Here is a 26,893-nt window from a genome sequence, read left to right as displayed (position 1 = left end):
GCTATGCGTTCGGGATCAAACCCTTTGCATAGCGGAACGGTCGCGTGGGAAGCCCAAGGAAATATTTCGGCACCGATGGTATTCGGGGCGCCACCAACGCCCGGCTGATGACGGCGGAGATGGCGATGCGGGTCGGCATGGCTGCCGGCGCCTACTTCCAGCGCGGCGATCATCGCCATCGCGTGCTGATCGGGAAGGACACGCGGCTGTCGGGCTATATGCTCGAATCGGCACTGGTCGCGGGTTTCACCAGTGTTGGGATGGACGTGATCATGGTGGGGCCGATGCCGACACCGGCCGTCGCGATGCTGACCCAGTCGATGCGCGCGGACATCGGCGTGATGATTTCCGCCAGCCACAACCCCTTTGCGGACAATGGCATCAAGCTGTTCGGCCCCGACGGCTTTAAGCTGTCGGACGAGGCGGAGGCCGCGATCGAGGCGCTGATCGATAGCGAGGTGCCCCTGGTTCCTTCCGCTGAGATCGGCCGCGCTCGCCGTATCGAGGATGCGCAGGGGCGGTACATCCACTTTGCCAAATCGACCTTCCCCGACAACCTGCGCCTCGACGGCATGCGTGTCGTGCTCGATTGCGCGCATGGCGCAGCGTACAAGGTCGCGCCGACCACCCTATGGGAACTGGGCGCCGATGTGGTCGCGATCGGCGTCACCCCCAACGGCACCAACATCAACGACGGCGTCGGCTCCACCGCGCCGGCAACGCTGGCCGAAACGGTGGTGGCCGCGGGCGCCGACATCGGCATCGCGCTGGACGGTGATGCCGACCGGCTGATCGTGGTCGATGATCGCGGCCAGGTCGTCGATGGCGATCAGTTGATGGCGACCATCGCGGCCGGCTGGGCGCGGGCTGGGCGGCTGAAGGGCGGCGGGCTGGTCGCGACGGTGATGTCCAACCTTGGCCTGGAACGCCACCTGTCGGCACAAGGGCTGGGGCTGGTGCGCACCGCCGTTGGTGATCGCCACGTGCTCGAAAAGATGCGTTCGTCCGGCTACAATGTTGGTGGCGAGCAGTCAGGGCACATTATCTTATCCGATTACGCCACGACCGGCGATGGACTGGTCGCGGCGTTGCAGGTGCTGGCGGAGGTGAAGCGCGCCGGCGCGCCGGCGTCCGAAGTGCTGCACCGCTTCGATCCCCTGCCGCAATTGTTGCGCAACGTCCGTTTCACGGGCGGCAAGCCACTCGACGCCGAGCCGGTGAAGGCAGTGATCGCGGGCGCGGAGGAGGAGCTGAAGGGGCGCGGGCGCCTGGTCATCCGTCCGTCGGGCACCGAGCCGGTGATCCGTGTCATGGCGGAAGGGGACGATCCCCAACAGGTCGAGGCGGTGGTCGCTCGCATCTGCGACGCCGTGCAGGCGGCCGCCTAGATGCTGGACATGCGCCCCGACTGCCAGCGCTGCGGCACGGACCTGCCCGCCAACGCGGGCGGCGCGTTCATCTGTTCGCTCGAGTGCACCTTTTGCGCGGAATGCGCCGACGATCTTGACGAGCGTTGCCCGAATTGCGGGGGCGAACTGCTCGATCGCCCGACCCGCACCGGCGCTGCCCTGAAGAAGCACCCCGCCTCGACGAAGCGCCAGCATGAGGGCTGAAGGGCGCCGTGCCGACGCGTCGCCCGGCAGCGACGCTGAGTGTCGACCGGCGGGCTTGCCCCGGTACGGCGAGGCAAAAATGCCTGCTCAGTCGACGGGGCGCGTCGGCGATGATAGAGATTGCGGTTCCGGAACAAAGTCCGGCTCGGTGGCTTGACCCCGCCAGTCAGTCACTTCGCGTTTCAAAGGGAGAAGATCATGAAGAAAATCATCGTATTGGGTGCCGCTGTAGCCGCACTGAGCCTGTCGGCTTGCAACAAGAGCCCGACCGAGCAGGCAGCGGACAACATCCAGGCGAACGCTGAGGCGACCGCTGACAACCTTGAGGACCTGTCCTCCAATGCCGCATCGCCGGCGGCGGCTGATGCCCTGCAGAACGAGGCCGATGCCACCCGCGCGACCGGTGACAACCTGGCGGCTGACCTGACGACCCATGATGCGGACACCAACCTGTCCAACGGCATCTGATTCAGCAGGTCGGGGCCGGTCGGGCGTAAGCGCCGGGCCGATCACGGCCATGCCGACCAAAGCCGGCGGCAGCCTCTGCCGCCGGCTTTTTGGTAGCTTGCGGGTTCGGGCGGCTAGTGCAGTTCCCCGGACTTCTTGAGGGTCGAATAGCCGGTCTGTCCTACACCGGCCCGATCGTGGCATAGCGCCGCCATGACTCGTTCGACCCGGCCCGCCGCGCTGCCGTTCCGATTATCATGGCACCTTTCGCCCGTTGCGATCTCGCGGCGCGGTTCAGGCGTGTCCGGGCCACTTAGACGGGGCGGTGGTTGCCAGTTCGGCCCTCAACTCCCCACCGCGTTGCCATTGCATCTAGGCCGGGCGCGATGATCCCGCGCGTCCTCATCATCGCCGGGTCGGATTCGGGCGGCGGTGCCGGCATCCAGGCGGACATCAAGACCGTGACTATGCTCGGTGGCCATCCGATGACTGCGATCACCGCGCTGACGGCGCAGAACACGCTGGGCGTGCAGGCGGTAATGCCCGTGCCCGCCGCCACCGTGCTCGCGCAGATAAACGCCTGCCTTTCGGATCTCGGCGCAGACGTTGTGAAGATCGGCATGATCGGATCGGCGGAGGTTGCGAACGCGGTCGCGGACCTGCTGGACGGGATCGAGATGCCTGTCGTGTTCGATCCCGTGATGGTCGCCACCAGCGGGTCGGTGCTGGCCGACCCGGCCACGATTGCCGCCTTCGCCCGGCTGATGCGGCGGGCCAGCGTCATCACGCCCAACCTGCCTGAATTGGCCGCGCTGGGCGGGGAAGCCGCTGTGCTGGCGACTGGCGCGGCGCTGCTGGTCAAGGGCGGCCATGCCGATGGTGATGTGATCGAGGATCGATTGATCGAGGCGGACGGGACGGAGACGATCTGGACCCACCCGCGGCTCGACACGCGTCACACCCATGGCACCGGCTGCACACTGGCGAGCGGGATCGCGACCGGCCTCGCGGCGGGGATGCCGCTATCCGCGGCGACCGGTCGTGCCGTCGCCTTTGTGGAGAGCGCGCTGGCGGCAGCGCCGGGGATCGGCCAGGGGCACGGCCCGCTGGGACATGCGCTGGGCGCGATCCCGTTCGATGTGGTGGTGGCCCATGCCGGGTAGGAAGCTGGAACAGGCGTTTGCGTCCCCCGTGGTCGGGGTGGACGAGGCGGGGCGCGGGCCGCTCGCCGGTCCCGTGGTCGCGGCTGCGGTGATCCTGCCCGATCGTGGCGTGCCGCGCGGCCTTGATGATTCGAAGAAGCTGTCCGCAGCGACCCGTGAACGCCTCCACGACCGGCTACGTGCCTGCGCGCGAGTGGGCGTGGGGATCGTCGAGCCGGCGGAGATCGACCAGCTCAACATCTATTGGGCGACCATGAAGGCGATGACGCTGGCGGTGGAAGCGCTGGCGGCGGATGGCGGCTGCGCACCGGGACATGTGCTGGTCGATGGCAACCGCCTGCCGCGATGGACCTTTGCCGCGACCCCGATCGTCGGCGGCGATGCCAAGAGCATGTCGATTGCCGCTGCGTCGATCATTGCCAAGCACACCCGCGACCAGATCATGATCGCCGCGGCGGAACTGCATCCCCTTTATGGTTGGCATTCGAACAAGGGCTATGGCTGCGCGGTGCACCTGGCCGCCTTGCGCGAACACGGCCCGACCCCGCTCCACCGGCGCAGCTTTGCGCCCGTCGCGCAGGCGGAACTGCCGTTTCCCGACCTTGAACGGCCGAACCGGACTCGCTTCGTCGCAGAGGGCGCCGGCTGAGTCTTTCCGGTGACACCCCAACGGGCGGGGGTCCGGGACTCCCAGATTCGCAATATCTGGTCTGGGTCGCAGAACGTTCCGCGTCCTTAACGAGATCCGCCCGACACGCCTTAACCAATCTACTCTTGACGGAGTCATGGGTGTTTTGGCTTCTTCGGGCGTGAAGGGGACGCGACTTGGGGGCAGTTGATACGATCGCACGGCAACGTGCGGCTGCGGCACCGACACTGACGGACGAGCTGCCGCTCGACCAGATCGTCATGGCCGATTGCATCGCGGCCATGCGCGCCCTGCCTGCGGGGAGCGTCGACCTCGTATTTGCCGACCCGCCCTACAACCTCCAGCTTGGTGGCGAGCTGTTCCGGCCGGATGGCACCCATGTCGATGCGGTCACCGACGATTGGGACAAGTTCGACAGCCTGAAGCATTATGACGCCTTCACCCGCGCCTGGCTGGCGGAGGCGCATCGCGTGCTGAAGCCAAACGGCGCGATCTGGGTGATCGGCAGCTACCACAACATCTTTCGTCTGGGCGCGGCCTTGCAGGACCTGGGCTATTGGATCCTGAACGACATCGTGTGGCGCAAGGCCAACCCGATGCCCAACTTCAAGGGTACCCGCTTCACCAACGCACATGAAACGCTGATCTGGGCGTCAAAGGGCGAAAAGGCGAAGTACACCTTCAACTACCGTTCGATGAAGACGCTGAACGACGAGATCCAGATGCGCTCGGATTGGGAATTTCCCATTTGTGGCGGTGCCGAGCGGCTGAAAAAGGGAGGGCACAAGGTTCACCCGACCCAGAAGCCCGAAGCGCTGCTGTACCGGGTGCTGCTCGCCAGCACCAAGCCGGGCGACGTGGTTCTCGACCCGTTCTTTGGCACCGGCACCACCGGCGCGGTCGCCAAGCGATTGGGGCGGCACTGGATCGGCATCGAGCGCGAGCCCGATTACTGCGCCGCAGCGGCCGAGCGGATCGAGGCGGCGCTGCCGCTCGACGAATCGGCGCTGGCTACCATGCAGAGCCCGCGCGCCCAGCCCAAGGTCGCCTTTGGCGTGCTGGTGGAGAACAGTTATGTCCTGCCCGGCACCGTCCTGGTCGATGCGCGCCGCCGCTGGAGCGTGACGGTGCGCGCTGATGGCTCGCTCGCCAGCGCGTGCGGCGCGACCGGGTCGATCCACAAACTCGGCGCGACGCTGCAAGGGGCGCCCGCGTGCAATGGCTGGACCTTTTGGCATCACGAGGTGGATGGCGCGCTGAAGCCCATCGACACGCTGCGCCAGACCTATCTGCTCGCAACCCAGCCCTGATCGGCGATCGCCTTTCCTGCCGGGTAAGCGGCGGATAGAGCGGGGGCCATGAGCCAGATCCACCTACGCCCCGTTCAGTTTGTCGATACGCCGATCGGGCAGCCGGACGGCGCGGTCGCGCGGCTGGCGGGCGGGATGCAATGGTTCGCCGCCTATGAGGTGACCGAGGATGGCCGGCGGCGAACGGTTCCGGTGGCGGACATCGGGGCGCTCGGGGAGCGAGCCGCCCACCTGCATGGGGCGATCACCGCCCCACGTGCGCCGTTGATGCTTGGCGAGCGCACGCTGCGGTTCGACCAGCCGCTGGTTGCCGGCATCCTGAACGTCACGCCCGACAGCTTTTCGGACGGCGGCACGCATGGGGACGATGCGGCCGGTGCTGCGGAGGCTGGGTTCGCCATGGGCACCGCTGGCGCAGCGATCATCGACGTGGGTGGGGAGTCGACCAGGCCCGGCGCCACCACCGTGTGGGAGGGTGACGAGATCGCCCGGGTGGTGCCGGTCGTCGAACGGCTGGTCCGCGGCGGGGCACTGGTGTCGGTCGACACGCGCAAGGCGGCGGTGATGGAGGCGGCGTTGGCCGCGGGCGCTCACCTGGTCAACGACGTGTCCGCGCTGTTGTGGGACGAACGCTCGGCAGAGGTGGTGGCGCGAGCCGGATGCCCGGTGGTGCTGATGCACTCACCCGATCCGCGCCAGGGTGGGCACGGCCGCGTGACCTATCGCGACGTCGCCGTGGAGGTGTTCGACTGGCTGGAGATGCGGATCGAGGCAGTCGTGGCGGCTGGCATCGCGCGCTCACGCATCCTGGTCGATCCCGGCATCGGCTTTGGCAAGTCGCTTTCCGACAATCTGGCGTTGCTGAACAACCTGGCGATCTTCCACGGTCTGGGTTGCCCGGTCATGCTGGGCGCCAGCCGAAAGCGCCTGATCGGGGCGCTGTCGAACGAGGCACCCGTGGCCGAGCGACTAGGCGGCAGCCTGACGCTCGCGCTCAGGGGAGCGGAAGCCGGCGCGCAATTGCTGCGCGTCCATGATGTTGCCGATACCGCGCAAGCATTGCGCGTGTGGCGTGGCCTGCGCGACCGGGCCCTGGTCGGTTAGCCCGGATATGCCAAGCGTACCGGTCGATTTGCATCGGCATTTCGGCTGACGCGCAGCCACTTTGTAGACCGGCCGCAACGATAGATTTCTGCTGCGCTGCGGCAAAGCTTTGTTACCCTGGGTTCAAGCAAGGTTTGGATTGGGCACGCATCTCCGCCGGGCAACAGCCAAGGAGTTTCGCATGCCGGCCGACAATGATCAGAACCAGTCGCTTCTTTATCGCGCCCGTGCTGCCCTGACCGCGCTGGTCTTCGGCCTTGCCGTGCTCGCCTTCCTGGTCGCGATCGATCGCCCGCACTGGTTCAAGCTGAAGCCGATTTCCGGAACCGCAGCAGCGATGGCCTATGCAGCCGATCCCGGATCCGCCGAGCGTCCCCGATCGTAACAGGCGGCCGGCCGCATGGGTCGGCCCAGCACCGGAGAGCGTTCCCGCAACCATGATCGTCAGTCCTACACCCCGCCTCGGCCAGATCATCTCAGAGGTCTGGAAGCCGCTCGCGATCCTGTTCGTGTGGGACGTGGTGGTCACCGCGACCTATTACATTCTCCCCTTTCGCGCACCCGAGCTCCCCTTGCCCCTGTTCGGCACGGCGCTGGCGCTGTTCCTGGGGTTCCGGGTCAATTCCGCTTACCAGCGTTGGTGGGAAGGGAGGACACTGTGGGGAGCGATGATCAACGCGTCGCGCTCGATCGCGCGCGCAGCCCGCAATTTCCTGCCGGAGCCGCACGCCCATGACCTGAAGCGTAGCATCGTGTTGAGGCAGATCGCCTATGTGAACGCGCTGCGCTGCCAGTTGCGGCGCCAGCCGCGTGATGAGGAAGTGCTGAAACGCCTGTCGAGGGGCGAGGCCGAACCCGCGCTGGCCCGTGCCAACGCTGCCAACGGGTTGCTGGACGGGACCGGCCGACGGATCGCCGACGCGGTGGGCAAGGGGTGGATCGACACCATCCAGCAAACGCAGATGGAAGCGGTGCTGGTCGACATCGCCAACGCGCAAGGCGGCATGGAGCGGTTGAAGAACACCCCGCTGCCCAATCAGTACCGCTTCCTGCCGACGTTCTTCACCCATCTGTTCTGCGTGTTGCTGCCGATCGGGTTGGTCGAAACGCTTGGTTTCGCGACGCCGCTCGGCTCTACGGTGGCGGGGCTGATGTTCCTGGCGGTGCTGCAGATCGGCGAAGACCTGGTCGATCCCTTTGCCAATACCGTTCACGACGTGTCGCTGTCGGCGATGTGCCGGACGATCGAGATCGACCTGCTCCAGGCGATTGGCGATGAGGCGCCAGAGCCGCTGGCCCCGGTCAAGGGTGTGCTCTGGTAAGGCCGGATCGGGCCGTATTTCGTTGGCAGCACGGGCGAGAAGGCGTATAGTTCTCGTGGCGGTCGCGACCGGCCGCTTGGGGGGCCAAAGGAGGCTTGCCATGACGGACGTCCAGGACGACCATGATCTGATTTCCTCGTCGCGGGTCGAGGGCACAGCCGTTTACGACCGACACGGTGAGAAGTTCGGTTCGATACATTCGCTGATGGTGCACAAGGAGACTGGCCAGGTCGCCTATGCGGTGCTGCACTTCGGCGGCTTCCTGGGAATAGGGAACCGCTGCTTGCCGCTACCGTGGGACAAGCTGCGCTATGACCGGGAGCTCAAGGGCTATCAGCTCGAAATAACGCGTGAGGAGGTCGAGGCTGCGCCCTACATGGCGCTCGACAAGACTCGCCGCCCACAAGAAATGCCCGAACCGCTATACCGGCACTGGGACCAGTATATGTGATCGCACCGTTCCGCGCCGCCCCGATCAGGCGGCGTGGTCGATGCCGAGTTCGCCGAGCTTGCGGTAAAGCGTCGAACGGCCGATGCCGAGCCGACGGGCGACCTCCGTCATGCGGCCGCGATAATGGCCGATGGCAAGGCGGATCACGTCGGCCTCGATTTCTTCGAGCGCGCGCATGTTCCCGTCCGGGCGGAACAAGGTCACCCCGCCAGCCATCGCGGCGGAATGGGTCGCCATGCGATGCTGACCCATGCTGGCGATCTGAGGGAAATCGGCGCGGGTCAGCGCTGCCCCTTCACACAGCACCGCCGCACGGAAAAGGGCGTTCTGCAATTGGCGGACATTGCCCGGCCAATCATAGCCGGATAGCAATTGCAGCGCGTCATCGGTGATGCCCAGCGCGCGCAGACCCGGCTGCTGCGCGATTCGGGCGAGCAGGTGGCGGGTCAGGGCGGGGATGTCGCCGGTGCGTTCGCGCAAGGGCGGGATCGTGACCGGCACGACGTTCAGGCGATAGAACAGGTCCTCGCGGAAGCGCCCGGCCTCCACCTCTTCCAGCAGCCGCTTGTTGGTCGCGGCGATGACCCGCACATCGGCCTCTCGCGCGTGGCGGGCGCCGATGGGCTGCACTTCGCCCGACTGGAGCACGCGCAGGAGCTTCACCTGCGCGTCAAGCGGCATCTCACCGATTTCGTCGAGGAAGATCGTGCCCCCGTCCGCATCGGCGAACTTGCCGATCTTGCGTTCGAACGCGCCGGTGAACGCGCCTTTTTCGTGCCCGAACAGCTCCGATTCGACGAGGTTGGCGGGGATGGCACCGCAGTTGACGGTGACCATCGGCTTCTTGGACCGTGGGGAGGCGGCGTGGATCGCCTCTGCCACCACCTCCTTGCCGACGCCGCTTTCACCCTCGATCAGCACGGGGACGCGGGCGCGGGCCGCCTTGGCCGCAATCGCGAGCGCCGCGCGAAAATCGGGCGCGGAGCCGACGATCTCATCAAAGCCGAGCAGCGCGGGGATCTTTTCGGTCAGAGGGCGCAATTCGCCGGTGCCCGTGTCCGCCACCGCGCTTTCGAGCGCCGCGAGCAGGCGTTCGGGAGCGAGCGGCTTTACAAGGAAATCAGTCGCGCCTGCGCGCATGGCGGCGACCGCATGTGCGACCGACCCGTTTGCGGTGAGCATCAGGATCGGCAGCGCCGGGCGGCGTGCGCGCAGTTCGGCGATGGTTGCCGCGACATCGGCATCCGGCGCCGGATGGTCGAGCAGGATCGCGTCGAGCTGCATGCCATCCTGCGTGCCAAGCGTCGCAATCGCCATCTCGCCGTCATTGGCGAACACCGATCGCCAGCCTGCGCGCGTGGCAAGGGCCGACACCAGCCGGCGCTGCGCCGGCTCGTCGTCGATCAAAAGAAGCAGGCGCTGTCCGTTACGCGTCATTGATTTGTCCGTCCCGTTCCGGGGCACATCTACGCACGCTGCGGTAAAGACCGGTTTAAGGGCGATGTGCGGCGCGGGGCTTGAGGCGCTGGGGACCCGCGGTTACAGTCGGGGCAGATCCTGTATTTTCCTGGAAGCGACCAACATGGCCGACGACGTCAACATAAAGGGCCATGTGGCCACCTATTCCAGCATGATCGCGATGCTGAAATGGGGCGGCCTGGCGGTGTTCATCATCGCCGCGCTGGTTGTCTGGCTGATCTCCTAGTCCGCGCACCCATGAAGATCGCCGTCCTTCGTGAACAAGCTGACGGCGAGAAGCGCGTTTCCGCGACGCCCGAAACCGTCCGCAAGCTGATCAGCCTGGGTGCCGACGTCGCCGTCGAAGCGGGATCGGGCTTTGCGGCATCCTTTGCCGACCAGGGCTATGCCGAGGCCGGAGCGCAGGTTGCCGATCGCGCAGCGACGCTGGCTGGCGCCGGGATTGTTCTGGGTGTGCAAGGGCCCGATCCCGCCAGCCTTGCCGGCGCGGCGCCGGGCGCCTGGGTCGTCGCCAGCCTGAACCCCTTTGGCGCACGCGACCGGGTCGAGGGCTATGCCGCGGCCGGGCTGGAAGCGCTGGCGATGGACCTGATGCCGCGGATCACGCGCGCGCAGTCGATGGACATCCTGTCGTCGCAATCGAACCTGTCGGGCTACAAGGCGGTGCTGGACGCGGCCGCCGAATATGGCCGGGCCTTTCCGATGATGATGACCGCGGCAGGCACGGTGTCCGCCGCGCGGGTGTTCGTGATGGGCGTGGGCGTTGCGGGATTGCAGGCGATCGCGACGGCGCGGCGGCTGGGTGCGCAGGTTTCGGCAACGGACGTCCGCTCCGCCACGCGCGAACAGATCCAGAGCCTGGGTGCCAAGCCCATCTTCGTGGACTCGGTTGCCGGCATCGAGGGCGAAGGCACCGGCGGCTATGCGGGGGAGACGAGCCCTGAATACCAGGCGGCCCAGGCCGAGCTGGTATCAGGCCACATCGCCAAGCAGGACATCGTCATCACAACCGCGCTGATCCCGGGCCGGCCGGCACCGCGGCTGATCACGGACGGGCAGGTCGCGACCATGCGGCCGGGCAGCGTGATCGTCGACCTGGCCGTGGAGCAGGGCGGCAATGTCGAGGGCGCGGTCGCGGGCGAGGTGGTGGAGCGGCATGGGGTCCGCATCGTCGGCCATCGCAACGTGCCAAGCCGGCTGGCCGCGGACGCATCAGCGCTGTACGCGCGCAACCTGTTCAATTTCCTGTCCGCCTTCTGGGACAAGGAACAGGGGCGGCCCGTGCTGGACGCGGAGATCGGGGATGCGATCCGCCTGACCCAAGGCGGCAAGATCGTGAACCCGCGCCTGCTTTGAACGTGCGGCGCGTCGGGTCTGGCCAAGTTGCGTGATCGGCCGTCAACCGCCGCTTCGGCAGAGCAGTCGCGTGGGGCGACAACGGGCAGGCGGCCGATGATCCTCCGACAGCGGACCATGCAGGCAGGCTTTGCGAAAATGCTGTCCTAAAGCGGGCGAATCTGATTTACCCGTCTGCGCTGCCCGTGGCGGGGCGGCCCGTGAATGAGCCGCGTCGGCCCGAATGGTTGAGCGGTTGGGGGAGTGACCTGATGGACTTCATCTCGATCCTGTCCCTGTTCGTGCTGGCCTGTTTCGTCGGCTATTATGTCGTGTGGTCGGTGACGCCCGCGCTGCACACGCCGTTGATGGCGGTGACCAACGCGATTTCTTCGGTCATCATCGTCGGCGCGCTGATCGCGGGCGCGGCGGCCGGGTCGCCGGGATCGAAGTGGCTGGGGCTGGCGGCCGTGGTGCTGGCCAGCATCAACATCTTTGGCGGCTTTGCCGTCACCCATCGCATGCTTGCCATGTACAAGAAGAAGGAGCGGCCCGCCGCTCACAAATAGTTCGCCGTCCTGGCGAGACGCGGGGCCATCACGCCCTGTGTGCGGGAGGAAAGATCGACCCCGGCACGCGCCGGGGTAACGGTTAGGGGATCAAGGTGGAACAGACGGCAACCATGAACTCCTGGGCAGCGCTGGCGTACCTCGTCTCGGGCGTGTGCTTCATCCTGGCGCTGCGCGGCCTGTCGTCGCCGACCTCCAGCCAGCGCGGCAACCGGTTCGGCATGATCGGCATGGGCATCGCCGTCGTGACCACCTTGCTGACCCACGTCCCGGTTCAGTCGCTGGGCCTGGTGCTGAACGGTCCCACTGGTCCGATCGCGCAGACCGGTCCGCTGTTCGCCCGTGTCGACCTGGTCACGATCGCCGAGATCCTGGCCGCCATTGCGATCGGGGCGGTGATCGGCCTGGTCATCGCCCGCCGCATCGCCATGACCGCGATGCCGCAGCTGGTCGCCGCGTTCCATTCGCTGGTTGGGCTCGCAGCGGTGCTGGTCGGGGTCGCGGCCTATCTCAACCCGCAGGCGTTCGGGATCGCGGACCTGGTGATCCCGCTGATCGGGGAGCCATTCGCGGTCATTCACCCGGCCAGCAAGGTCGAGATGGGGTTGGGCGTCGCCATCGGCGCCATCACCTTTTCAGGTTCGGTGATCGCGTTCCTGAAACTGAACGGCAACATGGGCGGGAAGCCAATCCTGCTGCCGATGCGGCACGCGATCAACCTGAGCGTGCTGCTCGCGATCCTGATCCTGATCACACAGTTCGCGCATACCCAGCTGGCGTGGCCGTTCTGGGCGCTGTTGGCCCTGTCCTTTGCGATCGGGTTCCTGCTCATCATCCCGATCGGCGGCGCGGACATGCCGGTCGTGGTGTCGATGCTGAACAGCTATTCCGGCTGGGCGGCCGCGGCGATGGGCTTTACCCTGCACAACAGCGCCATGATCATCACCGGCGCGCTGGTCGGGTCGTCGGGCGCGATCCTGAGCTATATCATGTGCCGCGCGATGAACCGCAGCTTCCTGTCGGTGATCGCCGGTGGCTTTGGCGCGGAGGCCGGCAGCGGCGCGGGTGGCGAGGTGATCGACCGCCCCTGGAAACGGGGATCTGCCGAGGACGCGGCGTTCCTGATGAGCCAGGCCGAGCAGGTCATCATCGTTCCCGGCTATGGCATGGCGGTGGCGCAGGCCCAGCATGTCCTGCGCGAAATGGCGGACAAGCTGAAGGAGGAGGGGGTTCGCGTGAAATATGCGATCCATCCCGTCGCCGGCCGCATGCCCGGCCATATGAACGTGCTGCTCGCCGAGGCAAACGTGCCCTATGACGAAGTGTTCGAGCTGGAGGACATCAACGGCGAGTTAGCGCAAACCGACGTCGCGTTCGTCATCGGCGCCAACGACGTCACCAATCCTGCCGCCAAGACCGACAAGACGTCGCCCATCTATGGCATGCCCGTGCTGGACGTGGAGAAGGCCAAGACGGTGCTGTTCGTGAAGCGGTCGATGGGCGGGGTAGGCTATGCCGGCGTCGACAACGAAGTGTTCTACCGCGACAACACCATGATGCTGCTCGCCGATGCCAAAAAGATGGTCGAGGAGATCGTGAAGGCCCTTGGCTGATCGACCGGGGCGTGTGACGGGGCTGGCGCGCGCCATTAGGTCCATAATGGCGGCAGTCTTGTTTCGACCGGGATCGTTGCGCCGTTTCGGAGTTATTCGTCTAGTCCACCGAGACTGTTGCGTCGCATAGCCTGATCGCCTTCACTGAAAGTTCCTGATGTTTGAGCCGCTTGCTGACCTTGCGCCGCAGCAGTCCTTTGCCGCCGTGCTTATCGCCGAGCCCGCCATGGGCGGCGCGCCGGAAGAAGCGCTGCGGCTGGCCGGCGGCCGGTTGCAGTCGCGGCTGAGCTGGGCGGAGGTTCCCACCAAGCTCGGCAAGCAGGGCGGGCGCCCGCTGATCCTGGTCGAGGTGGAGGGGGTGCCGGAGGCCGTGCTGGTCGCCATGCTGCCCCGGATCGACGCTACCGCCACCACCCTGGACTGCCGGTCATCGTCGCGCTGGACGAATCAGTAATCGACGTCGTCTCTGCCGCCTTGTTCGGGACGGCGGTGCAGTTGCTCGTTCGCCCGGCGTTGTCGGAGCGCGTTGCGGCGCTGGCGGTGGCGCAAGGAAGCCGCGAGCCGTTGACCCATGACGGCGGTGTTCGGGAGGGCGAGGCCGCGCGATTGCAGCGGCTGAACGAAGAAGTCGCACGGATCGCGGACACGCTGGCCCGGCTGACCCGGCGAGAGGGCGTGACGCCGATCGAGGCGTTGCGGCGCGGGGTGGAGGATCGGCGCGGCGGCTTCGATGCCGGGCCCGCGCCCGACGACATCGAGATCGACCCGGGCGAAGTGCGACGCGCCATTCGGGCCCGCCGATTAAGGGACCAGTTCTTTGGCGCCGGCCTGTTCGAAGATCCGGCCTGGGACATGCTGCTCGACCTGTTCGCCGCCGTACTGGAGGGGGTGCAGGTGTCCGTCTCCAGCCTCTGCATCGCTGCCTCCGTGGCGCCCACCACGGCGCTGCGCTGGATCGGCAAGATGGTGGACACGGGATTGTTCGTGCGTGACCCCGATCCGTTCGACCGCCGCCGCGCTTTCATGACCCTGACGCCACGGGCCAGCCAGGAAATGCGGCGATATATGTCGGCATTGAAGCGCGCAGGGCTTGCCATCGGGTGACAAGCCGGGGCATGGCGATTGCGGAGGGCGCTTAGCTCAGCTGGTAGAGCGGCTCGTTTACACCGAGTAGGTCGGCGGTTCGAACCCGTCAGCGCCCACCATCCCCACTCGATCAACCGTCTACGGGCTGCACTGCTGCTGCGATCAACCGCGCGGGTGGCGAGGCACTACCGTTCGTCCTGCGCGTTCATGACCCCTGCACAAGGAGTTTTGCATGGCCGACGAGCATATCGAGAAACCCGTCCTGTACATCCCCGACAGCCCGAACGTCGGTGCGGCCCCGACCGATATCGACCCGGACGATGCGAAGCGCATCCTGAAGGAACAGGCACGCGCCGACGACCTGGCGGCCAAGGTCGCGATTGCGGACGAGCTGTCGGGCTATGAAAAAGTAGCTGGGCGCGGCCTGCCGACCGAGTGACCCGACTTCATTGAACGAACTTACGCTGGCGGTGGTCGGGCTCGACCACCCCAACACCGACCGGACGCGCAGCAACCGCCGTTATGAGGCGTTGCTGTGCGCCCCCGGCGACCCTGTCACCCTGCGCCCCGACCCGGCCAACCCGGTCGACCCACAGGCGGTCGCGGTGTGGAGCGAGCGTGATATCCAGATCGGATTTCTGACCGCCGAACGCGCGCCGTTGATCGGCGCACGCATCCGTGCGGGGCAGGAAGTCGCGGCGATCTTTCAGGGGATATCCGCGCGCGCGGCCTTTATCCGGGTGCGCCTTGGCGGCGGAGCGCCGACCCTGCCCGACGTCCGCGAAGCCCCGGACGCGGCGGCGTTGCGGGAGGATGACGTGATCGACCCGGACGGCCCCGACTGGGGCGCCTGACCGCTCAACCCTCCCTGGCCAGCGCCTTTAGTCGATACAGCGTGTCCAGTGCCTCTCGCGGGGTCAGCGCGTCGACGTCGATCGTCTCCACCGCCGCGCGGATCGCGTCGCATTCGGCGACCTCCGCCTCCGCCGCAGCCGCGAACAAGGGCAGGTCGTCCAGCCCCGCCGCGAGCCCGCCCGTCTTCTGGCGTCCCGCCTCCAGTCGCGACAGGATCGCCTTTGCCCGGGACAGCGCGGCGGGGGGCATGCCGGCAAGCTTGGCGACGGCAATTCCATAGCTGCGGTCGGCGGGGCCGGCCGCGACCTCGTGCAGCAGCACCAGCTCGCCCTTCCATTCGCGGGCGCGGACATGGTGAAGCGACAGGGCGTCCAGCCGTTCCGCGAGGCGGGTCAGCTCATGATAATGGGTCGCGAACAGGCAGCGGCAGCGGTTCACTTCATGGATCGCCTCCACCACCGCCCAAGCGATGGCGAGGCCGTCGTAAGTGGAGGTGCCGCGCCCCACCTCGTCCAGGATCACGAAGCTGTTGGCGGTCGCCTGTGCGAGGATGGCGGCGGTTTCGACCATCTCGACCATGAAGGTCGACCGCCCGCGCGCGAGATTGTCCGACGCGCCCACCCGGCTGAACAGGCGATCGACCAGTCCCAGGGTCGCGGTCGTTGCCGGCACGAAACTGCCCGCCTGTGCCAGCACCGCGATGATCGCGTTCTGGCGCAGGAAGGTGGACTTGCCGCCCATGTTGGGCCCGGTCACCAGCCACAGGCGCGACGCGTCCGACAGGCGGCAGTCATTCGCGACAAAGCGATCACCCGACTTCGCGACCGCCGCTTCCACGACCGGGTGGCGTCCGCCCTCGATCTCGAAACAAGGGCGCTCCACCAGTCGTGGTCGCGTCCAGCCGCCCTCGGCCGCTCGTTCCGCGAGCGCGGCGGCGACGTCCAGCCGGGCGATCGCGTCGGCGGTGCGGGCGATCGCATCGCGCGGCGCCAGTGCGGCGGCGATCAGGTCCTCCAGATGCGCCGCTTCAGCCGCCTGCGCATGGGCGCCGGCCTGGGTCACGCGGGTGGCAACGTCGTGGAGCTGGGGCGTGGTGAAACGAACCGCGCCGGCCATGGTCTGGCGATGGGTGAAGCCTGACTCCGCCTTCATCAGCGGGTCGGCGGCGCGGGCGGGCACCTCGACATGATAGCCGAGCACGCCGTTGTGCCGGATCTTCAGCGTGGCGATCCCGGTCTGCTCGCGCAGTTCGGCTTCCAGCGCCGCAATCGCGCGACGGCCGCCGGCGCCAGCGTCGCGCAGGTCGTCCAGCGCCACGTCATAGCCCGCTGCGATGAAGCCGCCGTCGGACGCGTCGACCGGCGGCTGTGCCACCAGCGCCCGGCGCAACAGGTCGATCAGCCCGCCATGCCCGCGCAGGTCGGGCGCAAGGTCGGCGAGCAGCTTGGGTCCGGGGTCGACCGCCGTCCGCCCAATCGCGCTCAGCCGCTCCCCCAACTGCCACGCGCCATCCAGCCCATCGCGAAGCTGCGCCAGGTCCCGCGGCCCCCCACGCCCCGCCGCCAATCGGCCAAGCGCGCGGCCGATGTCCGGCAGCGCCCGAAGCGTGGCGCGAAGCCGCTCGCGGGCGCCCGCGTCGTCGTGGAAGAAGGCAACCAGGTCTAGCCGCGCGTCGATGGTGCCGCGATCCATCAGCGGCGCCCCGATATCGGCGGCCAGCAGCCGCGCGCCCGCACCCGTCACCGTGCGATCGGTGGCGTCCAGCAGCGACCCGCGTCGCCCGCCACCTTGCGCCTGGCACAGCTCCAGGCTTTCGCGGGTGGCGGCGTCGATCGCCATCGTGCCCGCCGCCCGGGTGACGGTTGGTGGTCGCAGAAAGGGCAGGTCGCCCCGCGCGGCGTGTTCGAGATAGGCGACCAGCCCGCCCGCCGCCGCCAGTCCCGCTCGCCCGATTTCCCCGAACCCGTCGAGGGTCGCGACGCCAAAAAGCCGCTTCAGCCGCGCTTCCCCTGCTTCGGTCGCGAAATCGGCGCGTGGGCGAAGCGACGTGGCGGCTTCGGCAAAGGCGCTCGTTTCGGCGGCGACCACCTCTGCCGCCGCCAGCCGCGCGAGTTCCGCGCCTAGGCCGCCTGCGTCGGTGTGGACGATCTGGAACAGCCCGCTCGAGATGTCGGCTGCCGCCACCGCGACCTCTCCACCAGCTTCGCCGATGGCGACGCACCAATTGTCGGCGCGCGCGTCCAGCAGCGCTTCTTCGGTCAGGGTGCCGGCGGTGACGAACCGGACGATGGCGCGGTTGACCAGCGCCTTTGACCCGCGCGCCTTGCGGGCCGCGTCCGGGCTTTCGGTTTGTTCGGCGATGGCGACGCGGTGCCCGGCCTTGATCAGCCGTTGCAGGTAGGCGGTCGCGGCGTGAACGGGGACGCCGCACATCGGCACCTTCTCCCCCTCATGCTCGCCACGCGCGGTGAGCGCGATGTCGAGGCAGGCGGCGGCAGCCTTTGCGTCGTCAAAGAACAGCTCGAAAAAGTCGCCCATTCGGTAGAACAGCAAGCTGTCGCCCGCCTCCGCCTTGAGCGCGAGATATTGGGCCATCATGGGGGTAGGGGCGGCAGAATCGGCCATCGCGTGCCCGGTTAGCTTCCCTTGCCGCCCGCGTCATGCTGAACCTGATGTCGGACTATATGTCCCTTTGGGGTGACGACCCGGCATCCATTGCCTAAGGACGTGAGCAATAGTCGGGTGAGGGTGCGATGTCTGACGATCGATCCGTTCAGTTTTCCGAGCGCGAAGCGCTGTTGTTTCATTCCGAGGGGCGGCCCGGAAAGATCGAGATCGTGGCGTCCAAGCCGCTCACGACTCAGCGCGATCTCGCGCTCGCCTATTCCCCCGGCGTCGCGGTGCCGGTGCAGGCGATCGCGGACAACCCCGCCATGGCCTATGATTATACCGCCAAGGGCAACCTGGTCGCGGTGATCTCCAACGGCACCGCGATCCTCGGCCTTGGCAATCTGGGCGCGCTGGCGTCCAAGCCGGTGATGGAAGGCAAGGCGGTGCTGTTCAAGCGCTTCGCCGACGTTGATTCGATCGACATCGAGCTGAAGACGGAGGACGTCGACCGCTTCATCGACGCGGTTGAGCTGATGGAGCCGACGTTCGGCGGCATCAACCTGGAAGACATCAAAGCGCCCGAATGCTTCGTGATCGAGCAAACGCTGCGCGAGCGGATGAACATTCCCGTCTTTCACGACGACCAGCATGGCACCGCGATCATCACCGCAGCGGGCCTGATCAACGCCTGCCTGCTGACCAAGCGGCGGCTGGACGAGGTTCGCATCGTGGTCAACGGCGCGGGCGCTGCGGCAATCGCCTGCACCGAGTTGATGAAGGCGATGGGCGTACGGTCCGACCATGTCATCATGTGCGACCGGTCGGGCGTGATCTATCAGGGGCGTGAGGACATCAACCAGTGGCAGTCGGCCCACGCCGCCGCCACCGACCGCCGCACCCTGACCGAGGCACTGCATGGCGCGGACGTGTTCCTGGGCCTGTCCGCCGCGGGCGCGCTGAAGCCTGAAATGGTGAAGGACATGGCGCCAGCGCCCATCATCTTCGCCATGGCCAACCCGGAGCCCGAGATCCGGCCGGAACTCGCCAAGGCAGCGCGCCCGGACGCGATCGTGGCGACCGGCCGGTCGGACTATCCGAACCAGGTCAACAACGTCCTCGGCTTCCCGTTCATCTTCCGCGGCGCGCTGGACGTGCGCGCGACGGGCATCAACGATGCCATGAAGATCGCCGCCGCCCACGCCATCGCGGAACTCGCCCGCCAGCGCGTGCCCGAAGAGGTCGCCGCCGCCTATGGCGTTGCGCATGTGTTCGGCCCCGAATACATCATTCCGGCGCCGTTCGACCCGCGGCTGATGGAGGTGGTGCCCGCCGCTGTCGCCAAGGCAGCGATGGATTCAGGGCTCGCCACCCGGCCGATCCTGGACCTCGACGGCTATCGCCAGTCGCTGCGCGCGCGGCTCAATCCGACCACGTCCGTGCTCAGCCTTGCCTATGAGGGGGCGCGCGCGCGGCCCAAGCGGGTGATCTTCGCCGAGGGCGAGGAGGAGGTTGTCCTCCGCGCCGCCATCGCCTTCAAGGAAGGCGGCTATGGCACTCCCGTGCTGGTCGGGCGCGAGGAGGTGTACGACAAGCTGCGCGCGCTCGGCATTGCCGACCCGACCGAATATGAGCTGCACAACAGCCGCGTGTCGCCGCTGGTGCCGCAGATGGTCGACTTCCTGTACAAGCGCCTGCAGCGCCGCGGTTACCTTCGCCGCGAGATCGAGCGCATGGTGAACCAGGAGCGCAACATCTTTGGCGCGCTGCTGCTTCAGCTGGGCGAAGCCGACGCGATGATCACCGGCACCACGCGCACCTGGGCGCAATCGATGCGCGAAGTGCTGCGCGTGATCGACGCGGCAGAGGATCGCACCCCGTTCGGCATCCATGTGATGGTCGGCCAGAGCCACACGGTCTTCATCGCCGACACCACCGTCAACGAGCGTCCGACCGGCGAACAGCTGGCCGACTTCGCCGAACAGACCGCCGCGGTGGCGCGGCGGATGGGACATGAACCGCGCGTCGCGTTCCTCAGCTTCTCCACCTTCGGCAATCCCAAGGGCGTGTATCTCGACAACATCCGGGACGCGATCACCGAGCTGGACGGTCGCGGTGTCAGCTTCGAATATGAAGGCGAGATGCCACCCGACGTGGCGCTCAATCCCAAGCAGCTCGCCAACTTCCCGTTCGCGCGGCTGTCGGCGCCGGCCAACATCCTGATCATGCCGGGCCTCCAGTCGGCGCACATCTCGGCCAAGCTGCTGCGAGAGCTTGGCGGTGAGACGGTGATCGGCCCGATGCTGATCGGCATGGAAAAGCCGGTCCAGATCGCGCCCATGACGGCGACGGCGAGCGAACTCGTCACGCTGGCGGTGCTGGCGGCGGGCGAGATCGCGCGTTGAGCCATCCGGGCCGTGTCGGGCCCGGACACGCGCGGTATCGGATCGGACTGACCCGAACGGTCGGGCTGGCGGCGGGCATGTTCGCCGCCGCCTGTTCACCGCTGCGGGTGTTCGACACGCTGGTACCGAAGGATGGTGGCGTGCGTGTCGCCGTGCGCGGGGCAGCGTTCGGGGCCGACCCGCGCCAGCGCCTGGACGTGTATGTGCCGCGCGCCGTTGGCCGCCCGTTGCCGATCATTGTCTTCTTCTATGGCGGGTCGTGGAACTCGGGCTCGCGGCGGGGCTATGCCTTTGTCGGGCGGGCGCTGGCGGCACGCGGCTTCGCGGTTGCCGTGCCGGATTACCGGCTGGTGCCGCAGGTCCGCTTTCCGGCATTTCTGGACGACAATGCGGCGGCCGTGCGCTGGGTGCGCGCCCATGCGGCGGCGTTCGGGGGCGATCCTGACCGGCTGGTGCTGGCGGGGCATTCGGCCGGCGCTTACAATGCCGCGATGCTGGCGTTGGACCCGCGCTGGCTGGGGCGGGACCGAAGCGCCGTCAGGGGCTGGATCGGGCTGGCCGGGCCCTATGATTTCCTGCCGCTCGACCAGCCAGTCACCCGTGCCGCGTTCGGCGGCGCTGCCGACCTTGCGGCGACGCAGCCGGTCCGGTTCGCTGGGGCAGGGGACCCGCCAGCGCTGCTGGCCACCGCGGGCCGCGACACGCTGGTGGGCGCATACAACAGCGATCGCCTTGCCGCGCGGCTTCGATCGGCGAACGTAGAGGTCGAACGCCGGCGTTATCCAGCGATCGGCCATGTCGGGCTGGTGACCGCGATCGCGCGCCCGCTGCGGTCCCGCGCGCCGGTACTGGCGGACATGGCGGCCTTTGCAACGCGGGTCACCACGCCGCGCTGAGCCATCCTTCAGCCGTCGATGCTGGTGCCGAGCGATGCGTGAACAAGGCCGCCATCGACGGTGATCGTCTCCCCCACCACATAATCGCCGGCCCGGCTGGCGAGGTAGATGGCGGCGCCCGCCATGTCCTCATCCACCCCGATCCGTTGCGCCGGGATGCCCTGCGCCACCGTGTCGGCATGGTCGCGTGCGGCGCGGTTCATCTCGCTCGCAAAGGCGCCAGGCGCGATGGAGGTGACGTTGATCGCGTCGCGGACCAACCGCGCCGCCATCCGCTTGGTCAGATAGATCAGCGCCGACTTCGACGCATGGTAGCTATAGGTTTCCCATGGATTGAGCCGCTGCCCGTCGATGGAGGTGATGTTGATCACCTTTGCCGGGCGGTCGCGCGACGCAGCGGCCTTCAACGCCGGATGCAGTGCCTGCGTCAGGAAAAAGGGCGACTTGACGTTCAGATCCATGACCTTGTCCCAGCCTGCTTCCGGGAACTCCTCGAACGGGACGCCCCAGGCCGCACCCGCGTTGTTGACCAGGATGTCGAGCCTGTCCGTCCGCTCCGCAAGCTGCGCTGCAAGGGCGCGGCAGCCGTCAACCGTTGAAACGTCCTGGGGCAGGGGGATGCAGGATGGCCCCAGCGCCGCCGCAGTCTCTTCACACGCGTCCGCCTTGCGACTGGAGATGTACACGGTGGCGCCCTGCGCGATGAAGCCGGCCGCGATCATGCGGCCGATCCCGCGCGATCCGCCGGTGACCAGGGCGATGCGTCCGTCCAGGCGGAACAGCGTGCTCGTGTCCATGTTTCTTCCCCTTATCCGCCGCGCTTCAGCGTTTCGCGCGCGATGATGATCTGCTGGATCTGGCTGGTGCCTTCATAGATGCGGAACAGCCGCACATCCCGGTAAAGCCGCTCTATCCCATAGTCTGCGATGTAGCCGGCCCCGCCGAAGATCTGCACCGCGCGATCGGCGACTCTGCCGACCATCTCGGATGCGAAATACTTCGCCGCCGCCGACTCCATCACGACGTCGCAGCCCGCGTCCTTCGCCGCCGCGGTCTCCATCACCATCGCGCGGGCGACCAGCGCTTCGGTCTTGGCGTCGGCGATCATGCCCTGGATCAACTGGTGTTCCGCGATAGGCTTGCCGAACTGGCGCCGTTCCAAAGCATAAGCGACACTGTCCGCGATCAGACGCTCGGCAACCCCGACGCACACGGCCGCGATGTGCAGCCGCCCCCGGTCGAGGACCCGCATCGCGATCTTGAAGCCTTCGCCTTCCGCGCCCAGCCGGTTGGCGACAGGCACGGGCACCTCGTCCAGTTGCAGGTCGGCGACCCTCGCGCCCTTTTGCCCCATCTTCTTTTCGGGCGCGCCAATGGACACGCCCGGCAGATCGCGCGGGACCAGAAAGGCGGACACCCCGCGCGCGCCTTGTTCGCCCGTGCGCGCCATCACGGTGAACAGGTCGGCGCGATCGGCATTGGTGATGTACCGCTTGGTCCCCGACAGGCGGTACACATCACCGTGCAACACAGCGCGTGTCTTCACCGACCCCGAATCGGAACCGACGTCGGGCTCCGTCAGCGCAAAAGAGGTGACGATCTCACCACTGGCGATCTGCGGCAGCCAGCGCGCCTTTTGTTCGGGGGTTCCAGCCATAACCAGCCCCTGGCTGCCGATGCCGACATTGGTGCCGAACGCGGAGCGGAAGGCGGGCGTGGTCCGGCCCATCTCCATGGCGACGCGACATTCCTCCACCATGGACAGGCTGAGGCCGCCATATTCTTCGGCGATGGACAGGCCGAACAGCCCCATCTCCTTCATCTCGGCGATGATCGTGTCGGGGATCGCATCGTCCGCCTCGACCTGCGCCTCAAGCGGGCGCAGCCGCTCGCCCACAAAGCGGCGCACCGCCTCGATCAGCGCGTCAAAGGTGTCGGGATCGAGAGCCATGGTCCTTACGTCCGCGTGGTGGTCCGAATAAGGGCTAAACTGCCCCCTACGGGGCCAAGAAGCAAACCCAACGTTCAAATCTGCCAAGATAACGAGCCGGCGGGCCATACTGTGTGCAGCAAAGGCGTGTTTCCGGCAGCGTTTCCATTGCGCGGGTGCCTACATGGGCGCGGTCACGACCATATCAGCCGCGTAAAGCCCGGGGCGCCGGCCTAAGTCACTACCAAATCACTAACTTTTCGCGTCTTTATAGGCGGTTCCACGGTTCATCGTCCGCTCATCGGCTAACGGGAACGGCTGACCGCTAGTCGCTTTCCCTCCGCCGATGGCTCGCCTAGCCAACCATTATCGGTTTCAGAGCGGCGGGGGTCGCAAGTGACATTCAAGATGTTGGCAGCGCGTTTTGCGCTGGTGTTCTCGTGCGCCCTGATGACGGCGGTTCCGGCCTCCGCTCAGTTCTGGCAGTGCGCTCCTTATGCCCGCGAGATCAGCGGCATCCAGATCCGCGGCAATGCGAACACCTGGTGGGGCCAGGCCGCAGGTCGCTATGATCGCGGTCACACGCCGAAGGAGGGCGCGGTCCTCTCGTTCGAATCCACCCGCCGGATGCGCGTTGGCCATGTCGCGATGGTGTCGCAGGTCGTCAGCGACCGCGAAGTGCTGCTGACCCATGCAAACTGGTCGCGCCCCGGCCGGATCGAGCATGACGTCCGCGCTATCGACGTATCGCCGGCTGGCGACTGGAGCCAGGTTCGGGTCTGGTACGGCCCGCAGGCGGGGCTGGGCACCAGCGTTTATCCGACCAACGGCTTCATCTACTCCGGCAGCGCGCCGAAGACCGACGAGCTGGACAGCCCGGTCGTGATCGCCACCGCCGCCACCGTTCGTCCGTAATTACTTCTTTGCAATTGCGGGGGCCTCGCCGGATGCGGTGGGGCCCCTTTTTCGTGTCCGACGATCAGGCGGGCGTGAAGGTCATCGCGACGCCGTTCATGCAGTACCGCTTGCCGGTCGGCTTGGGCCCGTCGTCAAAGACATGGCCCTGGTGGCCACCGCAACGGCTGCAATGGATCTCCGTGCGGGCCATGAACAGCGACCGGTCCGTCTTGGCAGCGACCGCGCCCTTCAACGGCGCCCAGAAGCTCGGCCAGCCAGTGCCGCTGTCGAACTTGGTCCGTGATGAGAACAGCGCCTGGTTGCAGCCCTTGCAGTGGAAGACGCCGGCGCGATGTTCGTTGTTGAGCGGGCTGGAAAAGGGCCGCTCGGTCGCTTCGTGGCGCAACACGTCATAGGCCTGGCCGGGCAAGCGCCGCCGCCATTCGGCGTCCGGCAGCTGCACGGGAAACCGCTCTGCCGCCTCCGCCTCGCGAGGGCGCGACCAAAAGGCGAGGCCGGCAACGCCGGCGCCAAGGGCTGACAACAAGGTGCGGCGAGTGGGCGGTTGGGTCATGGCGATGATATAGTTTGCCGACGCGCGATTTGAACGACCTAACCTGGAACATTGATAGAGATCAGGCGCTGGCGGCCCGAATGGAGCCACCATGTCTTTCCAGCAACTCGACCCGCCACTTCCTGTCCACGTTCTCGACAAGGGGCCGGGCTATGCCTTTGCCGTGATCGACTACGGGCAGGAGCATAACCTGATCTGGGTCACCGCGATCAACGACACGGGCGAGATCTGGTGCGCGCCCAACCCGCGCGTCCGCTTGCAGCCGAACTGGACCATGAGGCGACAGAAATCGCCAGCGCTCAATGCTGGCGGGCAGGGCGACTGCGCGATCGTCGCCGAGCCGCTACAGGCAGCGATCGTGAAGCCGAACTAGCGTTCGTCCACGACGATCAGGATGCGGGCGCCCTTTTCCACCATGGCCGCGCGCTGCCCGATTGCAGCACGCCCCGCCGGAACAGCCGGGCGCCGACGGTGATGAACAGCCCCACCCACAGCAACTGCCACCCGATCGCGAGCAGGTGCGGCCAGATCTCCGCCCGGTTCGCCGCCCGGCCCGCCATGGCGAAGGGCGACGACAGCGGGAACACCTCTGCAAAGGTAGCGATCCAGCTATCGGGTTGCGCGACCGCGGCCGCGGAAAGGCCGAACATCGCCATCTGGCCAAAGGTGATCGGCAGTGAAAGGAGCTGGATTTCCCGCATGGTCGTCGCCTGTGCGCCGACGCCCAGGAACACCGACCCGAGCAACAGGTAAGCAGTCGTGAAGTAACAGGCGAACAGGATGCCAAAGGCAGGCGTTCCGGTGGCCGGCGCTACCGAGCCCAGCTCACGCGCCAGGCTGGGAGGCATCAGCGCGCCGATATTGCCGACAATCGTGCCCCAAAAGGCGACAAACAGCACCGCCACCCCGAACATGCCGAGCAGCTTGCCCAGGAACACCGATTCCAGCGGCACCGCGGCGGCGAGCACTTCCACCACCTTGTTGCTGCGCTCCTCCGCCATGGTGCCCACCACTTGTCCCGACAGGAACAGCGTCAGGAAGAAGATGCCGAACACGGCGAAGAAGGCCGACGGGTTGCGCCCGTTGGGGGCAGCCCCGCGCGGGCGGGTGAACCGGGTCTTCGTCACCGACACCGCGGGAAGAGCGCTGCCGAGCTTTTCCGCCGCCAGCGTCTGCCCCGCAAGCACGCCCAGATAGTCTGCGGTCCGGCTGCCAAGGCCGCTGTAGAGCACGATCGGCCTGTCCAGCGGCCCATACAGCACCGCCGAGGCTTCGAAATCCTTGGCCGCGAACGCCTCGCGCGCCTGCTCTGCCGGATCGGCGGCAGGAGCCAGGGTCGTGAGCAGCGGTGGTGTCTCATCCCGCCGAAATACGGCGCGCAGGCGGGTGTCGGCATCCGCCATGGCGCGGGCATGTTCGGGGGCGACGATGGCCACCACCCGCGCGCGATCCTTGTTGCCCGCCATGCTCGACGCGCTGAGGCCGCCGACCGTCCCGCCGATCGCGCCAAAGATCATCGGCGCGAACAGGAACAGGAGGAAGATGGGGGTGAACACGGTGGCGACGAAGTCACGCCGCGCGATGGTCATGGTCTGGCGAACGGTGCGGCGGAAGCGGCTCATTGTGCGGCCTCCAAGGCGTCACGGCCGACAATCTGGACGAACGCTTCGTGCAGGCCGGGCCGCTCGATGGACAGGCCCGCAATGCCATGCCCAGCCTCGATAAGCCGCACCAGCACCTGCTCGATCCCCTCGGGCGGCATTTCGAAATGCCATCCCGCTGCGCCCGCCGTGCCCTCGGGCCGGGCATCGTGCGGCAGGGCGACCGCCACCTCCGCGCCGGGCCGCTGCGGGGTATAATGGACGCGCGCCGGCAACATGCCCCGCGCGTCGTTGACGGTGCCCTCAAAGCGCCGCTTGCCGCCCGAAATGATCGCAAGCCGGTCGCACAACCGCTCGGCATGGGCCATGACGTGGGTGGAGAACAGCACGGTTGCACCGCGATCGCGCTCGGCCAGGATCAGCGCTTCCAGCCGTTCCTGATTGACCGGATCCAGGCCTGAGAACGGCTCGTCCAGCACCAGCAGATCGGGTTCGTGCACCACCGAGCCGAGCAACTGGACCAGCTGCGCCATGCCCTTGCTGAGCTTGCGGATCTTGGTGTCGGCGGCATGGCCCAGCCCGGCACGCTCCAGCAGCTGCACCGCGCGGCGGCGGCCAGTGGCCCAGGCAAGCCCGCGCAGCGCGCCCATGAACGCGATCGCCTCCTTCGCCTTCATCGCCGGATACAGCCCGCGCTCCTCGGGCAGGTAGCCGACCCGGTCGCTGGCGTCGCGCGGATGCGCTTCGCCCAGCAAGGATCGGCTGCCCCCATCGGGTTCGATGATGCCCAGAAGCATGCGCAGGGTCGTTGTCTTCCCCGCGCCATTGGGGCCGAGCACGCCATAAATGGCGCCGGCCGGCACCAACAGGTCGACCCCGTCCACCACGCGCCGATCCCCAAACAGCTTGACCAGGCCCGAGGCGCTGACCGCCGCATCCGTCATTCCATCACCCCGCCATGGACCTCTGCGGTTGCCGAAGAGCGTT

General features: G+C 67.2%; 29 protein-coding genes and 1 tRNA gene. 23 read left to right on the top strand and 7 right to left on the bottom strand.

Annotated elements, in window-relative coordinates; all coding sequences use genetic code 11:
• The first annotated feature begins 44 nt into the window (after positions 1-44).
• From glmM to FHS94_RS08515, 10 genes are all read left to right on the top strand, one after another.
• Positions 45-1,388, top strand: a complete 1,344-nt coding sequence (gene glmM / locus FHS94_RS08560; protein ID WP_184056758.1) for a phosphoglucosamine mutase — start codon at positions 45-47, stop codon at positions 1,386-1,388.
• Complete coding sequence (locus FHS94_RS08555; RefSeq protein ID WP_184056755.1) at positions 1,389-1,613, top strand: DUF1272 domain-containing protein; 225 nt, start codon at positions 1,389-1,391, stop codon at positions 1,611-1,613.
• 198 nt (positions 1,614-1,811) lie between these two features.
• Positions 1,812-2,081, top strand: coding sequence for a hypothetical protein (locus tag FHS94_RS08550; RefSeq protein ID WP_184056751.1), 270 nt, complete (start codon positions 1,812-1,814; stop codon positions 2,079-2,081).
• Between the two features lie 365 nt (positions 2,082-2,446).
• Positions 2,447-3,223, top strand: a complete 777-nt coding sequence (gene thiD, locus FHS94_RS08545; RefSeq protein WP_184056749.1) for a bifunctional hydroxymethylpyrimidine kinase/phosphomethylpyrimidine kinase — start codon at positions 2,447-2,449, stop codon at positions 3,221-3,223.
• Positions 3,213-3,872: a ribonuclease HII gene (locus FHS94_RS08540; RefSeq protein WP_184056746.1), complete on the top strand. Its 660-nt coding sequence runs from the start codon at positions 3,213-3,215 to the stop codon at positions 3,870-3,872. The genes thiD and FHS94_RS08540 overlap by 11 nt, the downstream gene beginning before the upstream one ends.
• A 227-nt stretch (positions 3,873-4,099) precedes the next feature.
• A complete protein-coding gene (locus FHS94_RS08535) occupies positions 4,100-5,182 on the top strand; it encodes a site-specific DNA-methyltransferase (protein ID WP_281396878.1) in 1,083 nt (360 codons plus the stop codon).
• A gap of 48 nt (positions 5,183-5,230) precedes the next feature.
• Positions 5,231-6,286 (top strand): dihydropteroate synthase, encoded by a 1,056-nt coding sequence (gene folP / locus FHS94_RS08530; protein ID WP_184056743.1) that lies wholly within the window; start codon positions 5,231-5,233, stop codon positions 6,284-6,286.
• Between the two features lie 181 nt (positions 6,287-6,467).
• Positions 6,468-6,671: a hypothetical protein gene (locus FHS94_RS08525; RefSeq protein WP_184056740.1), complete on the top strand. Its 204-nt coding sequence runs from the start codon at positions 6,468-6,470 to the stop codon at positions 6,669-6,671.
• Between the two features lie 52 nt (positions 6,672-6,723).
• Positions 6,724-7,608 carry a bestrophin family protein gene (locus tag FHS94_RS08520; protein WP_184056736.1) on the top strand — a complete coding sequence of 295 codons (885 nt, stop codon included), beginning with the start codon at positions 6,724-6,726 and terminating at the stop codon, positions 7,606-7,608.
• Positions 7,609-7,708: 100 nt separating this feature from the next.
• A complete protein-coding gene (locus FHS94_RS08515; RefSeq protein WP_184056733.1) occupies positions 7,709-8,059 on the top strand; it encodes a PRC-barrel domain-containing protein in 351 nt (116 codons plus the stop codon).
• 24 nt (positions 8,060-8,083) lie between these two features.
• Here FHS94_RS08515 and FHS94_RS08510 read toward each other — a convergent pair whose 3' ends face one another.
• On the bottom strand, positions 8,084-9,496 hold the full coding sequence (locus tag FHS94_RS08510; protein ID WP_184056730.1) for a sigma-54-dependent transcriptional regulator: 1,413 nt from the start codon (positions 9,494-9,496) through the stop codon (positions 8,084-8,086).
• A 145-nt stretch (positions 9,497-9,641) separates the two neighbouring features.
• Here FHS94_RS08510 and FHS94_RS08505 point away from each other — a divergent pair, with 145 nt between their 5' ends.
• The 9 genes from FHS94_RS08505 (at position 9,642) to FHS94_RS08465 (ending at position 14,995) form a co-directional block, all read left to right on the top strand.
• On the top strand, positions 9,642-9,764 hold the full coding sequence (locus FHS94_RS08505) for an aa3-type cytochrome c oxidase subunit IV (protein WP_221234659.1): 123 nt from the start codon (positions 9,642-9,644) through the stop codon (positions 9,762-9,764).
• A gap of 11 nt (positions 9,765-9,775) precedes the next feature.
• Complete coding sequence (locus FHS94_RS08500; protein WP_184056728.1) at positions 9,776-10,894, top strand: NAD(P) transhydrogenase subunit alpha; 1,119 nt, start codon at positions 9,776-9,778, stop codon at positions 10,892-10,894.
• A 251-nt stretch (positions 10,895-11,145) separates the two neighbouring features.
• Complete coding sequence (locus FHS94_RS08495) at positions 11,146-11,442, top strand: NAD(P) transhydrogenase subunit alpha part 2 (protein WP_184057280.1); 297 nt, start codon at positions 11,146-11,148, stop codon at positions 11,440-11,442.
• 113 nt (positions 11,443-11,555) lie between these two features.
• Complete coding sequence (locus FHS94_RS08490; RefSeq protein ID WP_184057278.1) at positions 11,556-13,055, top strand: NAD(P)(+) transhydrogenase (Re/Si-specific) subunit beta; 1,500 nt, start codon at positions 11,556-11,558, stop codon at positions 13,053-13,055.
• A 157-nt stretch (positions 13,056-13,212) separates the two neighbouring features.
• Positions 13,213-13,509, top strand: coding sequence for a hypothetical protein (locus FHS94_RS08485; RefSeq protein WP_184056725.1), 297 nt, complete (start codon positions 13,213-13,215; stop codon positions 13,507-13,509).
• Positions 13,510-13,529: 20 nt separating this feature from the next.
• A complete protein-coding gene (locus FHS94_RS08480; RefSeq protein WP_221234658.1) occupies positions 13,530-14,159 on the top strand; it encodes a helix-turn-helix domain-containing protein in 630 nt (209 codons plus the stop codon).
• Positions 14,160-14,184: 25 nt separating this feature from the next.
• Positions 14,185-14,260, top strand: a tRNA-Val gene (locus tag FHS94_RS08475).
• A 113-nt stretch (positions 14,261-14,373) separates the two neighbouring features.
• Complete coding sequence (locus FHS94_RS08470; protein WP_184056720.1) at positions 14,374-14,580, top strand: hypothetical protein; 207 nt, start codon at positions 14,374-14,376, stop codon at positions 14,578-14,580.
• A 10-nt stretch (positions 14,581-14,590) separates the two neighbouring features.
• Positions 14,591-14,995, top strand: a complete 405-nt coding sequence (locus tag FHS94_RS08465; RefSeq protein WP_184056717.1) for an HIRAN domain-containing protein — start codon at positions 14,591-14,593, stop codon at positions 14,993-14,995.
• 4 nt (positions 14,996-14,999) lie between these two features.
• Here the strand turns inward: FHS94_RS08465 and mutS are convergent, their stop codons facing one another.
• Entirely contained in the window at positions 15,000-17,594 is a 2,595-nt protein-coding gene (mutS, locus tag FHS94_RS08460; protein ID WP_184057276.1) for a DNA mismatch repair protein MutS, read from the bottom strand.
• A gap of 155 nt (positions 17,595-17,749) precedes the next feature.
• Between mutS and FHS94_RS08455 the strand changes: the two genes are divergently transcribed.
• On the top strand, positions 17,750-20,008 hold the full coding sequence (locus FHS94_RS08455) for an NADP-dependent malic enzyme (RefSeq protein ID WP_184056714.1): 2,259 nt from the start codon (positions 17,750-17,752) through the stop codon (positions 20,006-20,008).
• Positions 20,005-20,904, top strand: a complete 900-nt coding sequence (locus FHS94_RS08450) for an alpha/beta hydrolase (protein ID WP_246348466.1) — start codon at positions 20,005-20,007, stop codon at positions 20,902-20,904. Before FHS94_RS08455 ends, FHS94_RS08450 begins: the two co-directional genes overlap by 4 nt.
• An 8-nt stretch (positions 20,905-20,912) precedes the next feature.
• On the opposite strand, the gene FHS94_RS08445 is transcribed toward FHS94_RS08450, so the two are convergent.
• Together FHS94_RS08445 and FHS94_RS08440 are read right to left on the bottom strand one after the other, a co-directional pair.
• The gene (locus FHS94_RS08445) at positions 20,913-21,701 is read right to left on the bottom strand and encodes an SDR family oxidoreductase (protein ID WP_184056711.1); all 789 of its coding nucleotides are present in this window, start codon (positions 21,699-21,701) and stop codon (positions 20,913-20,915) included.
• Positions 21,702-21,712: 11 nt separating this feature from the next.
• Entirely contained in the window at positions 21,713-22,855 is a 1,143-nt protein-coding gene (locus FHS94_RS08440; RefSeq protein ID WP_184056707.1) for an acyl-CoA dehydrogenase family protein, read from the bottom strand.
• A gap of 387 nt (positions 22,856-23,242) precedes the next feature.
• Here FHS94_RS08440 and FHS94_RS08435 point away from each other — a divergent pair, with 387 nt between their 5' ends.
• On the top strand, positions 23,243-23,749 hold the full coding sequence (locus FHS94_RS08435) for a CHAP domain-containing protein (RefSeq protein ID WP_184057272.1): 507 nt from the start codon (positions 23,243-23,245) through the stop codon (positions 23,747-23,749).
• A gap of 64 nt (positions 23,750-23,813) precedes the next feature.
• Here the strand turns inward: FHS94_RS08435 and msrB are convergent, their stop codons facing one another.
• Complete coding sequence (gene msrB, locus FHS94_RS08430; RefSeq protein ID WP_184056704.1) at positions 23,814-24,305, bottom strand: peptide-methionine (R)-S-oxide reductase MsrB; 492 nt, start codon at positions 24,303-24,305, stop codon at positions 23,814-23,816.
• 91 nt (positions 24,306-24,396) lie between these two features.
• Between msrB and FHS94_RS08425 the strand changes: the two genes are divergently transcribed.
• A complete protein-coding gene (locus FHS94_RS08425; RefSeq protein WP_184056701.1) occupies positions 24,397-24,678 on the top strand; it encodes a hypothetical protein in 282 nt (93 codons plus the stop codon).
• Between the two features lie 16 nt (positions 24,679-24,694).
• On the opposite strand, the gene FHS94_RS08420 is transcribed toward FHS94_RS08425, so the two are convergent.
• The gene (locus FHS94_RS08420) at positions 24,695-25,927 is read right to left on the bottom strand and encodes an ABC transporter permease (protein WP_184056698.1); all 1,233 of its coding nucleotides are present in this window, start codon (positions 25,925-25,927) and stop codon (positions 24,695-24,697) included.
• The gene (locus FHS94_RS08415) at positions 25,924-26,850 is read right to left on the bottom strand and encodes an ABC transporter ATP-binding protein (RefSeq protein WP_184056694.1); all 927 of its coding nucleotides are present in this window, start codon (positions 26,848-26,850) and stop codon (positions 25,924-25,926) included. The genes FHS94_RS08420 and FHS94_RS08415 overlap by 4 nt, the downstream gene beginning before the upstream one ends.
• Positions 26,851-26,893: the final 43 nt, after the last annotated feature.

The sequence above is a fragment of the Sphingomonas aerophila genome (assembly GCF_014199305.1).
Taxonomy (GTDB): domain Bacteria; phylum Pseudomonadota; class Alphaproteobacteria; order Sphingomonadales; family Sphingomonadaceae; genus Sphingomonas; species Sphingomonas aerophila.
The sequence above is the reverse complement of the archived record's forward strand: the minus strand, read 5'-3'. Positions and strand labels throughout refer to the sequence as shown.

What these genes read in the sequence shown, in the direction of transcription:
- FHS94_RS08555 (WP_184056755.1), top strand. Translation starts at nt 1,389, where the DNA reads ATGCTGGACATGCGCCCCGACTGCCAGCGCTGCGGCACGGACCTGCCC.
- FHS94_RS08550 (WP_184056751.1), top strand. Translation starts at nt 1,812, where the DNA reads ATGAAGAAAATCATCGTATTGGGTGCCGCTGTAGCCGCACTGAGCCTG.
- thiD (WP_184056749.1), top strand. Translation starts at nt 2,447, where the DNA reads ATGATCCCGCGCGTCCTCATCATCGCCGGGTCGGATTCGGGCGGCGGT.
- FHS94_RS08540 (WP_184056746.1), top strand. Translation starts at nt 3,213, where the DNA reads ATGCCGGGTAGGAAGCTGGAACAGGCGTTTGCGTCCCCCGTGGTCGGG.
- folP (WP_184056743.1), top strand. Translation starts at nt 5,231, where the DNA reads ATGAGCCAGATCCACCTACGCCCCGTTCAGTTTGTCGATACGCCGATC.
- FHS94_RS08525 (WP_184056740.1), top strand. Translation starts at nt 6,468, where the DNA reads ATGCCGGCCGACAATGATCAGAACCAGTCGCTTCTTTATCGCGCCCGT.
- FHS94_RS08520 (WP_184056736.1), top strand. Translation starts at nt 6,724, where the DNA reads ATGATCGTCAGTCCTACACCCCGCCTCGGCCAGATCATCTCAGAGGTC.
- FHS94_RS08515 (WP_184056733.1), top strand. Translation starts at nt 7,709, where the DNA reads ATGACGGACGTCCAGGACGACCATGATCTGATTTCCTCGTCGCGGGTC.
- FHS94_RS08510 (WP_184056730.1), bottom strand. Translation starts at nt 9,496, where the DNA reads ATGACGCGTAACGGACAGCGCCTGCTTCTTTTGATCGACGACGAGCCG.
- FHS94_RS08505 (WP_221234659.1), top strand. Translation starts at nt 9,642, where the DNA reads ATGGCCGACGACGTCAACATAAAGGGCCATGTGGCCACCTATTCCAGC.
- FHS94_RS08500 (WP_184056728.1), top strand. Translation starts at nt 9,776, where the DNA reads ATGAAGATCGCCGTCCTTCGTGAACAAGCTGACGGCGAGAAGCGCGTT.
- FHS94_RS08495 (WP_184057280.1), top strand. Translation starts at nt 11,146, where the DNA reads ATGGACTTCATCTCGATCCTGTCCCTGTTCGTGCTGGCCTGTTTCGTC.
- FHS94_RS08490 (WP_184057278.1), top strand. Translation starts at nt 11,556, where the DNA reads ATGAACTCCTGGGCAGCGCTGGCGTACCTCGTCTCGGGCGTGTGCTTC.
- FHS94_RS08485 (WP_184056725.1), top strand. Translation starts at nt 13,213, where the DNA reads ATGTTTGAGCCGCTTGCTGACCTTGCGCCGCAGCAGTCCTTTGCCGCC.
- FHS94_RS08470 (WP_184056720.1), top strand. Translation starts at nt 14,374, where the DNA reads ATGGCCGACGAGCATATCGAGAAACCCGTCCTGTACATCCCCGACAGC.
- mutS (WP_184057276.1), bottom strand. Translation starts at nt 17,594, where the DNA reads ATGATGGCCCAATATCTCGCGCTCAAGGCGGAGGCGGGCGACAGCTTG.
- FHS94_RS08455 (WP_184056714.1), top strand. Translation starts at nt 17,750, where the DNA reads ATGTCTGACGATCGATCCGTTCAGTTTTCCGAGCGCGAAGCGCTGTTG.
- FHS94_RS08445 (WP_184056711.1), bottom strand. Translation starts at nt 21,701, where the DNA reads ATGGACACGAGCACGCTGTTCCGCCTGGACGGACGCATCGCCCTGGTC.
- FHS94_RS08440 (WP_184056707.1), bottom strand. Translation starts at nt 22,855, where the DNA reads ATGGCTCTCGATCCCGACACCTTTGACGCGCTGATCGAGGCGGTGCGC.
- FHS94_RS08435 (WP_184057272.1), top strand. Translation starts at nt 23,243, where the DNA reads ATGTTGGCAGCGCGTTTTGCGCTGGTGTTCTCGTGCGCCCTGATGACG.
- msrB (WP_184056704.1), bottom strand. Translation starts at nt 24,305, where the DNA reads ATGACCCAACCGCCCACTCGCCGCACCTTGTTGTCAGCCCTTGGCGCC.
- FHS94_RS08425 (WP_184056701.1), top strand. Translation starts at nt 24,397, where the DNA reads ATGTCTTTCCAGCAACTCGACCCGCCACTTCCTGTCCACGTTCTCGAC.
- FHS94_RS08420 (WP_184056698.1), bottom strand. Translation starts at nt 25,927, where the DNA reads ATGAGCCGCTTCCGCCGCACCGTTCGCCAGACCATGACCATCGCGCGG.
- FHS94_RS08415 (WP_184056694.1), bottom strand. Translation starts at nt 26,850, where the DNA reads ATGACGGATGCGGCGGTCAGCGCCTCGGGCCTGGTCAAGCTGTTTGGG.